Origin of the sequence: uncultured Clostridium sp., assembly GCF_947072515.1 — a bacterium.
Taxonomy (GTDB): Bacteria; Bacillota; Clostridia; order Clostridiales; family Clostridiaceae; genus Clostridium.
Genome location: NZ_CAMTIG010000085.1, coordinates 1 through 11,074, shown reverse-complemented (window position 1 = coordinate 11,074; position 11,074 = coordinate 1). Strand labels below are relative to the sequence as shown.

The following is an 11,074-nucleotide window of genomic DNA, read 5'->3' as shown; positions in this document are numbered from 1 at the left end:
TTATAAGACACATAATTTATTTAGAGTATTTCCCCCTTCTAAATTTTTAATACATCTTTTATACAAAAAGAATAGCTTAATAAGAATTTTTTCTTATTAAGCTATTCTGCTAATATTTTAATTTTAGTCTTTTCTAAACATCCCATATTACTATGTATATATTTTTGTAGTTATATAAAATAATATATTTAAATACATTTTCTGTTACTATGAATATATTTTTCGGTCTACTTTACATTTATATCCATAAAAATAATTTTCTAAACACATTTAAATAATATTTTTTGTTATTTAAAACATCTACTGTTATTATGCATCTAGAAATGGAATAGGGAGTAGCTTAATGCTAGCTAATTTAAAAACATCTACTGTTATTATGAATCTTATCTAATCTACTAGGCAAAAACCTTACTGATGAATTTAAAAACATCTACTGTTATTATGAATCGAATAGAGTATAATCCAACATTATGGCGAGAAAAATTTAAAAACATCTACTGTTATTATGAATCATTCCAAAATGTGCCAGTTGTAGCTTATGTATAACTATTTAAAAACATCTACTGTTATTATGAATCTAGATTTTGAAAGAAAAGAAAGAGGAGAGAGATAAGAATTTAAAAACATCTACTGTTATTATGAATCCAGATTTGGAGTTGGTCAAATTTAGAAAAGTATTATTTAAAAACATCTACTGTTATTATGAATCATGGAGTTGGTGGAATAGATGGAGATTATGGACCAAATTTAAAAACATCTACTGTTATTATGAATCGTTTTAAAGTCCCCAACTTTAAAATTTAAAAGCTTAATTTAAAAACATCTACTGTTATTATGAATCCTAAAGAAGTTGAACCATCGCTATTCAAGTTCTTTATTTAAAAACATCTACTGTTATTATGAATCGGCTATCGAAGTATAGATTTATCTGAAATACAAGAATTTAAAAACATCTACTGTTATTATGAATCTCACCTACCACTACATATTTAATATATCTTTTCAACATTTAAAAACATCTACTGTTATTATGAATCGTTACTGGTGACCCGTCAAATCTAGCTACAAACAAAAATTTAAAAACATCTACTGTTATTATGAATCTAGTGTAGGTTGCTGTTTTCCTAATTGTAAAGAAATATTTAAAAACATCTACTGTTATTATGAATCCACAAGTCTACGTTGACAGATTATATCACTCAATCATTTAAAAACATCTACTGTTATTATGAATCGTGATTTTAAAGCCAGTCCTAAAGTATCAGCATAAATTTAAAAACATCTACTGTTATTATGAATCTTATGGAATAACAGACAAATACAAGCCAAAATATTTATTTAAAAACATCTACTGTTATTATGAATCAGATACCCAACAATATGATATTATTGTGTCGGCTGGATTTAAAAACATCTACTGTTATTATGAATCGTGGCCAACATCATTTGGAGAATTTGCAAAAATTGCATTTAAAAACATCTACTGTTATTATGAATCTTTAAAATTGAGTTATGCAGCAGGTGTAATTCTACTAATTTAAAAACATCTACTGTTATTATGAATCAAACACCAATTATTTTTCGATACACATATCAGACGTATTTAAAAACATCTACTGTTATTATGAATCCTTATCGAACATTACATTAAAACATCTACATCTACTATTTAAAAACATCTACTGTTATTATGAATCGAGTATCTTATAAAGAAAAAACAACATTTAATAACTATTTAAAAACATCTACTGTTATTATGAATCTCATTGTGTTACGGCTTATAGAGAAGGCGAAGGAAATTTAAAAACATCTACTGTTATTATGAATCTATTCTTTATATATAATATAGTAGGGGTGATTTTAATTTAAAAACATCTACTGTTATTATGAATCCAGAAGATACTAGAGAATTAAAAAATAATTTAGAATTTAAAAACATCTACTGTTATTATGAATCAGGGTAAATTAAAAATATGAAATAGTTTAAGATCATATTTAAAAACATCTACTGTTATTATGAATCGCAGCTACCGGCGCAGCTACTGGTTCAACAACTGGATATTTAAAAACATCTACTGTTATTATGAATCTATTGTTATTGGAAATACGAAGGAAGTTAAATTTAAATTTAAAAACATCTACTGTTATTATGAATCAGGCAATAAAATGTTAGAAGTAAAATAGAGGATTAAAATTTAAAAACATCTACTGTTATTATGAATCTTTAAATCAACAAACTTTCTTTTGGGGAAAAAGGAGATTTAAAAACATCTACTGTTATTATGAATCGAAGAAAAACCTTTAGATGAAGAAAAACCTTTAGAATTTAAAAACATCTACTGTTATTATGAATCTGGTCAAAAAGAATTAAGTGCTACAACAACAACAAAATTTAAAAACATCTACTGTTATTATGAATCCAACGTATTTACTTGTATCTTTAGTATACCCCATTCCCTTAAGCCTTACAATTAGTAAGTTGCATTAAAATTTACCAGTTATTCTATCATTTTTCTATTCTCTTTTTCATTTCTTCTCAACCTCTCTATATTACTATCTTTAGACTCTTTTATGTTACTTAATCGGTTGGTAATTTATTTTTAATTATTCCCATATTAAAATCATTTTCTCTAGTTCTTAAAAATTTTTCAATATTTGCCCCACAAATTCTAAAACTGCATATTTATTAGATGAAGGGGTGATAAATATGGAAAATAAAAATTTAAGAAAACTTACTTTAAAGGTTGAATACCAAAAAGGTGAGGACAACAACGGAAATGCTGTAATCAAAAGACAAAGTTTTTCTAGAATCAACTTAGAGGCTTCGCCTGCTGGCTTAAAATTATTTGCTGATAAGGTTAGCGAAGTTTTAAACTATCCTGTAACTTATGTAGGAACTGCTGAAGAATATAAATTATAAGGTTTGAGCCTTAATAAGGGCTTTCTCTAAAATTAATTTATATCAGAAATTTTTAAACTTAACAAAATTAAAATTATTAAAAAGGAGATGATTTATATGTTCGAAAAAGTACTTGTTATGACTTTTACAAACGAAACTGGGAAGAAATTCTCTTTAAAACTTAAGGATTTAGTAGAGGATTTAGACCAAGCTGTTTTAGGAGAAATCATGGACACAGTAATAGACAATGAAATCTTTATTATTGGTGGTTATCCTTTAACTGAAAAAGTTAAGTGTGAATTGATTTCTACAGAAACTACTCCATTTGAGGTTTAGATAAAAAATAAAGAGACATGCTAGAATTTCTAGTATGTCTCTTTATCACTTTACATTTATTAACAATTTAAACTTCGTTGCATGCACTCATAAAATATTCTGTATTTTTAAAACGGAATTTCATATACCTCACTATATACATAGCTAATAATATCTATTATATATTCATCATGTTTATCATCTAACTTATTAGCTCCCCATTTTCCTCTAAATACATTTTCAACTAATATTTCCATTCCACCTTCTGCATATTGTTCTAATTTATTTATACATTTCCGTTGATACTCTTTGTCATCAAATAAATCTATAGATTTTCCTAATTCACTATCTCCTAATATTATCGAATATAGACTCGTTCTATTATCAACCTTAAGATAACTACCTCTAAACTCTCTTCCTTTCTCTCCTCTATTTAATAATCTATTATTTTTAAATCCTATTACAGAACATAGTGTAAATAACTGATCATAGCTAATGTCATATCTATTCTTGAGTAATATATATATATCTTCGTATTTTCTCCCTGTAAAAATTAATCCTTGTTCCTTTAAAAAATCCATGTCTTTTACCCCCTTGTAGCAAGTGTTTCATCTAAACTAACTTCCTCTATTTCAGAATGCCCATCTGATTTTTGATTTAATCTATACCATTTTCCTAATTTACCTATTTCTTTTATTTTTTTCTCTTCATTAATAGTAAACTCCGTATCTGTCAATAATAATATCCACTGATTTGCAAGCTGTGGTATATTTTCTATTAAATTATCCCTATTATTTCCACTAACTCTTCCAAAAGGTGTATCCATAAATAAAGGAAAATCTATTTCTTGTCCACTTCCTCCAGCTACTTTTGCTAATGCTGTTATAAATGATAATGCTACTATTTGCCTTTGTCCTTGCGAAATATCTTGAGTTATTATAGTACCTAGTCTATTTATTACTTCTATTTCATATTTTGTATTTATTAAGATATTATTTATAAGATCTTTATCCCTTCTATCAATCAATTTTTTAAAAATATTTGTTGTTTCATTCATTAACTGTTTTCTCATACTATCACTATATCCATTTAATATTTCTTCTAGTGAAATTTTTAATTTTTCAATATATTCTAATTTTCTTTTATCAAATTGTAGTTCTTTATTTGCACTAATTACTCTATGATATTTTTTATTAGTATCTTTTAAAGCGTCTACTAAATTTTCTTTCTTTAACTCTAAGCTTCTTATCTCTTCTTGAATCTCTATTTTATTTGCTTCATTTCTCTTCTTTGCATTTTCAAGTTCTTGCAGATTTACTGAGGCATTGCTCATTGTCTTAATTTTCTGCTCATATTCCTCTATCTCATTTTGTACATCATCTATTTCATCTTTTAAAATTCTTATCTTTTTAAGCTTACTCTTTATACTTTTTAACTCATTTTCTTTTTCTTGTAAAAACTCACTAATTGAATTTGTTATATTTGATATTAATGGTGTTAATTCTGATCTTTTAAAGTTCTCTTTTAACTTAAGAATTTCATTATATGCCTCTATATTTTTTTCTAAATTTACTTTACAGCAACTACATATTTTATCATTTAATGATTTCTCAATTACCTCAAGTGGAATTAGATCCTTTTGTTTTATAGCTATTTGGTTTAAATAAGATTTTGCCATTTCATAATACGGATCCATCAAAAACATATGACATTTAGAAAAACTTTTTTCTTGTAACCCTTGTTTTTCCAACTTCAAAAAATCTATTTTATTTAATTTAAAAGATTTTTTTTCTGAAATTTTATCTTGAATTAATTTAATCTTCTCATTTTCTCTAAGTTTTTTTTCTATTCTATTTATTTCTTCTGTGCATGCCGCACTATCATTTTTTTTTCTATCTATTTTTTCTTCGCAATCCCTTATAGCCTCTTCTAATCCCTTTATTTTCTCCTCGCATTCAACAACTTTTATATCGTTGCTCCTATTGCTAATATTTTTTCTTTCTTCTCTTACCAAATCATTCGTTATTATAATAGCTTTTTGTAATTTATCTATTTTTAATAAATTTTTTATCCCTTCTTCAACTTCTTTTTTTGATTCTTTATTAGTTTTAGCTAACGTATCGATCTTTTCTGCATCAAATAGAAAAAAATCTTTAATTTTTGAATCAAATATTGAATTTATAATTTTATTTTTTTCTTCGATAGTCATTTGATCCTTGACCCTATAATTTCCCACCTCATCTTTTATAGCAAGATAAACATCTTTTTCTTCTTCGATAATCTTATTATTTATTCTATATCCTACAATTATTCTCTTGATAATATATTCTATATCTTTATGTTTAAATTTAACCTCAACCCATGCTTCGACCGGAGATCCTTTGCTTTCCTCTAATCTATTAAAATTAACCAAGTGTATATCATCATTTTTATTGTCTTGGTTTATATATCGATCTCCAAATATTCCAAATACTAATGCTCTGAATATTCCTGTTTTTCCTTTTCCATTTTCCCCAAAGACAATTGTTATATTTTTATTTCCAATTGCAAATTCTATTTTTTGTTTGTTATAATATTGTCTAAATTTATTCATTGTAATACTTATCAATTGCATTTATTTCATCTCCTCTTTTACAATCTCATTTATTTCATCTCTTATAAATTCTTTAATTTTACTTATTGATCGTTCTTTCTCTATATCTGCTAAAATTTCATTTGCTAAGTAAGCTATCTCACTATCTAATTCATTTATTTTACTCTTTAAATCATTATTTATATCTAATTTAGTTTTTTCCTTATTCATTTTCAAAGCCTCCTTTTAATTCGTTATATACTTCCCATGGTAATTTATCCATAAGATATTCTAACCCCAATGTCTCTAAATATTTAATCAATATTTTTCTACTCCCATATTGATTAATTGCATATCTTGAAAATTCTGCAAATCTTGGCATCTCTTTTTTTATTATATTTATATATGTTTTTTCTTTTGCACTTTCTGGTACCACAATAAAATCATATAATATTGCTAATCTTTTTCCTTTTGCATTACGTAGAATTCTCCCTCTTCTTTGTACAAATTCTCTTGGATTTGATGTAGATGCTAAAAAATAAGCTCTTCTTGTTGCTGGTATATCAACTCCCTCATCTAAACATTTAATTGCAACTAATACTTGTATTACACCTTTTTTAAATTCTTCTAATATAATTTTTCTTTCTCTAGTTTCTATCTTTGAATCAAATCTATGTACTCTTAATCCTAATTCCGAAACTTTTTTTGTTATATTTTCAAGCTCTCCTGGTGCACAGTAAATTAATGTGTGTGTTAATTCCTCTAATTTTTCTTTCTTAATTAACTCTAATAGTCTTGCCACCTTCTGCTTTGCTTTAGATAAAATAAGACTTCTTCTCCTATTTAATTCCTCTAACTTTCTTTTATCTTCTATTGTTTTCTTTTCTTTTAAAGCTATCTTTGTAATATTTTTAGTGATTTTCTCATACTCTTCTATTTCCTCTTCATTTAAATCACAGATAATAGGATTATATTGATACTCTGTTAAATTTCCATTTTTTATAGCTTCTTTTATATCATATTTATAAACAGTTTCTCCGAAAAATTCTCTTAGCCTTTGAGTTCCCTCTTCATCCCACCATCTATCTGGTGTTGCTGATAATCCAAGTCTTGTTTCAATATTCTCAAATTTATTATTTTCTAAAGATTTAATTCCAAAATAATGACATTCATCACCTATCATAAATCCATATTTTTTTATTCTATTAACAGCATTATTAAATTCTTCTGAAGATGCTGACTTATATGTCGTTATAACGATCTCTATATTCTTTAACCCTATATTGAAATCTCTTATTCTATTCTCTAATTTATTTATCCAATATTTCTTATTTCCATAACATTTTAATATTTTTTTATAACCCACGTGCTCACAATTTTCTATCCACTGATCGACAAGATGTGTGAATGGAACAAGAATTATTAAAAATATTTTTTCTTTCTCTTGTCTATATTCTTTTGCCGCTAGCAAACTTGTAATTGTTTTTCCTGTTCCTGTTGCCATTTCAAAGATTCCATTCCATCCATTGTTTCTAAAGCTTTTAATAGCATCTTTTTGATATTTCCTTGCTTCTATATTTTTCTCTCTATTTTTCGGAGTTTTATTAAGACTTATGAGTTTTAATAAAACTGCATTTGGTATATTAACAACTGTTAGTGTATCTGTCTTATTTTCCCATAGATTTTCAAAATCATTTATCATATCTTTTATTCTATATAACTCTAATTCACTTCTATATACATCTATCTTTTCAAAATTATTTACTAACCCATTAAAAGTTTCATTTGCCGAACCAGAAAATCCTACTTTACTACCAAATTCATCATAAAAAACTCCAAACTTTTCATGATATAAGACATTTCTCTCTGAAAAAGCGATCTTAACCTCTAATCGTCCCTCACTTATAAGGCATGCTAATGTGTTAAATGAATCTTTTTTTATATTTTCTTTGGAAAGCTCTACTTGTTTTAATAAAGCTTTTTCTATAATATCTTCTTTAGCTTTCTCACCTTTTAATATTGCTTTATAGTCAGCTTCTTCTAATAACGGATTTGCAACTATTCTTATTTTCCCATCATTATTTAAAAATTCTTCTAAGCCTTCTCCTAATGCACTCAGACTAGTACTTGTAAAATAGCCCACTGCTCTGTCATATTTATTACTAACTTTTAAACATTTTTCATAAAAGTCTATATTCAGCTTGTCCTCATTAGATCTATATTTAAACTTCAATTCTAAGTCTTCTAATCCCTTCATTGACTTACTCCTTTATTTCAAATCTACCTACTTCATCAATATTAAATAATACTGAATTTAGTATTTCATAAGGCATGATACCACCTTTTTTATTATTATAAATAACTCCTTTTTCACATAAAAATTTATATATACTATCAACATGCTTTATTCCTGTATACTCCTTTTGAACTATATATTTAACAAGTTCTTCAAAGCTATTTATGTTAGATCCTTTTTTTACTAAAATAACTCTATCTGTTCCGTATATATAATCAGAATATTTTCTTTTAATTAATGTATATTTCTCATCATCTTTTAGACAATTTACCATTTCTGGTTCCCACCTAAATTCTCTACTATCAGTTCTTTGAGTTAGTACTCTACGTAATCTTGGTATATTATTTATCACTAAGTATTCACTATCTTTAAATTCTTCTTCTATAAACTTATTTATTTCTGACTTTACCTTTTCATCTATTGATTTTATATTATCTTTATATGTTATTTCTGAGCTTGAAATATAATAATACTCTTTTTCTGCAATTAATTTTTTGAATATATTTCCTATTCCTGCTTCTTTATACCCAAGTTCACTCAAAAATTCTTTTAATTCTTCTTTTTTATAAGTACCTTTAAATCTATTAATCATTAAATCATTTATTGTTTTGATACTATCTCCATCTATAATCAAAATATTAGTGTGTCCCTTTAATCTTGTATCAATCATTTTTACTAATGATGCAAGATCTTCTCCTGATGTAACGTTATACTTCTTAAACAATTCATATATTTTTGTATCTAACATTCCCTTAGTATAAATATATCCTGTAGATACTATTCCATATCTTTTTAACGAACCTTCTATTAATACTTTAATTTCCTTTCGAATTTCTTCAGTTATTTCTTTACTATCTTTTAAAGTTATATATTTTGCAATTTTTATAATTAACTCACTTTTTGAAATTGTATCCTCTAATTTATTTTTCTTCCATTTAAAATGATCTAATAATTCTTCACCTTTTATTTTCCCTTCATTTTTTTCTATATATTCTCGGATAAGTTCTTCCTTGCTTTTTTTCATCATTTGAGATTCTTCTGAATAAGCTATTGACATAGAATTTCCTTTTCCTGTTATATATTTTTCTTCCATATAATACTTTATAATTCCATATAGTTTATATTTATTATTTATTCCATATAGCTCTAATTTTTCTCTATTTTCTTTTAATACATCTTGCGCTGTTGTAATCTTTAATTTCACTAACATCTCATCTGTACATATATCTATTAAATCTATTGCTCTTATATCTATTTCAAAATTATCTATATGAATATATTCCTTATTTCCAATACAGATGATCTCAGAACAATCAGCCATTCTAGCTTCTATACTTCTTATTCCTTTATTAGATATGTCTTCATCAAATATTTCTTTGTATATATCTTTAAACATTTTTTCTTCTTTTTCTAAATTAATAGCTCCATCTAAACCATATTTCAATGTCAATTCATATCCTCTAGCTAAACTAATAGTTTCTAGTGTGAATATTTTCCCTCTTTTTTTATAACCTAATTTTATAAGATATTTTTCAACTTTATAGCTTTCAATTTGATTAAATCCACACTGTCTATATATCTCATGCAATTGATCAATCTTTTCATCTAAAATAAACTCTCTATCTAATATTTCTAAAATCTTAGTATTTAAACTCAGTAACTCTTCACTATTAAATACATCTATTATCTCCATATCTTCAAATATTATCTCTTTATTTTGCTCTATAAATATTTTAAATCCAATCATTATATCTTCTTCTATGATTTCAAATACATCACTTATATTTATATATTTATTTTCTGAAAAATTAATATATATTGATTCTATTAAGTTGCTATTAATCAATATACAATTTATCTTTTCTGAAACTTTTTTTATTATTTGTCTTATTCTCTCTCTCGTAAGTTCCTTCTCTTTTGCTATTGCCCCTAATGTTTCACCTAAAATATATCTCTTAGTTAATATTTTAAAATCTTTTTCACTCACACATCCAAGGCTTTTCCTTATAATTTCGTTTATATCTTGCAATTTATTGAATTTATTTACAAATTTAATAAATTGTATTTTTGAATTTACATTAACTTCATATTTTTTCAACTTTGTATTCTGAATTTCCTTAAATAGCTTATTATCTAATTCATCAAATTTTTCTTCTACCCCAAAGATTTTTTTTATATCTTTTACTTTTTTATTTTTTACTTTTTCAAACCACATTTCTTTTATATTTATATTAAATCCTTCTATTAATTCTTCTATTTTTTCTTTTTCTTCAATTAACTTTTTTATATCCTCCTTTATTTGCTTTCTTTTACCGATTCCTATATTGGGAATATTTATAAAATCATTCGTAATTTCATCTACTATATCATTTAATATTATTTTTTTTTCTAATTCACAATACTTTAGATACGATTGTACATGTATTACATTATTTATTTTTTCTTTCAATAAATTTAAACTTTCAAGTTTATCTATCACTATACTTTTCTTGTTCGATTCTCTTACTATTTTATCTGTATCTTCAATCTTGCTTATCAAATATTTTATTTTCCCATAGCCTACCCCTTTTTGATTCGCAAATTGCAATATTTTCGCACTAGTAATATCACTAATGTATTTAAGGCTATTATTATTACAGAACTCTAAAAATCCCTTATCTCTATTTTCCTTTAAAATTTTTGTGATTTCTATCTTTTGCTCAATTTTTTTCAACTTTCTATCTAATGCTTCAAATTCTATTTCACTTACTTCTCTAGTTATATCATTCTTTTCTTTTTTTACCTTGTCAATATATTCTCTTTCAAATTTTTCTTTATTTAATATTTCAAACCCAGCACTTCTAAACTCTCTTTCTAATTTCTCAATATCTATATTTTTATTAAATACTTTAAATCCTTCAATAGGAATAAAATTAAAAAATTTATCATTATCTATCTAATATTCATCTATTAAATCTCCTAACTGGTAATCTTTAAAGTCTATGTTACTAAC

The 11,074-nt window shown here is 25.2% G+C and carries 7 protein-coding genes and 1 CRISPR repeat array; of the genes, 2 read left to right on the top strand and 5 right to left on the bottom strand.

Annotated elements, in window-relative coordinates; translation table 11 throughout:
• Window positions 1-288 precede the first annotated feature (288 nt).
• Window positions 289-2,420: a CRISPR direct-repeat array (repeat unit 30 nt; unit sequence ATTTAAAAACATCTACTGTTATTATGAATC).
• A gap of 287 nt (window positions 2,421-2,707) precedes the next feature.
• Window positions 2,708-2,920, top strand: coding sequence for a DUF1659 domain-containing protein (locus tag Q0W06_RS18090; RefSeq protein ID WP_297639075.1), 213 nt, complete (start codon window positions 2,708-2,710; stop codon window positions 2,918-2,920).
• A gap of 96 nt (window positions 2,921-3,016) precedes the next feature.
• Window positions 3,017-3,235 (top strand): DUF2922 domain-containing protein, encoded by a 219-nt coding sequence (locus tag Q0W06_RS18085; RefSeq protein ID WP_297639073.1) that lies wholly within the window; start codon window positions 3,017-3,019, stop codon window positions 3,233-3,235.
• 107 nt (window positions 3,236-3,342) lie between these two features.
• Here the strand turns inward: Q0W06_RS18085 and Q0W06_RS18080 are convergent, their stop codons facing one another.
• Genes Q0W06_RS18080 through Q0W06_RS18060 form a run of 5 tightly spaced genes read right to left on the bottom strand, consistent with a single transcriptional unit; the run spans window position 3,343 to window position 10,795 of the window.
• Window positions 3,343-3,795: a hypothetical protein gene (locus tag Q0W06_RS18080; protein ID WP_297639072.1), complete on the bottom strand. Its 453-nt coding sequence runs from the start codon at window positions 3,793-3,795 to the stop codon at window positions 3,343-3,345.
• A 5-nt stretch (window positions 3,796-3,800) separates the two neighbouring features.
• Window positions 3,801-5,828: an AAA family ATPase gene (locus Q0W06_RS18075; RefSeq protein ID WP_297639070.1), complete on the bottom strand. Its 2,028-nt coding sequence runs from the start codon at window positions 5,826-5,828 to the stop codon at window positions 3,801-3,803.
• Window positions 5,829-6,017: a hypothetical protein gene (locus Q0W06_RS18070; protein ID WP_297639068.1), complete on the bottom strand. Its 189-nt coding sequence runs from the start codon at window positions 6,015-6,017 to the stop codon at window positions 5,829-5,831.
• Window positions 6,010-8,043 (bottom strand): DEAD/DEAH box helicase family protein, encoded by a 2,034-nt coding sequence (locus Q0W06_RS18065; protein ID WP_297639066.1) that lies wholly within the window; start codon window positions 8,041-8,043, stop codon window positions 6,010-6,012. The genes Q0W06_RS18070 and Q0W06_RS18065 overlap by 8 nt, the downstream gene beginning before the upstream one ends.
• Window positions 8,044-8,047: 4 nt before the next feature.
• Window positions 8,048-10,795 carry a hypothetical protein gene (locus Q0W06_RS18060; RefSeq protein WP_297639064.1) on the bottom strand — a complete coding sequence of 916 codons (2,748 nt, stop codon included), beginning with the start codon at window positions 10,793-10,795 and terminating at the stop codon, window positions 8,048-8,050.
• Window positions 10,796-11,074: the final 279 nt, after the last annotated feature.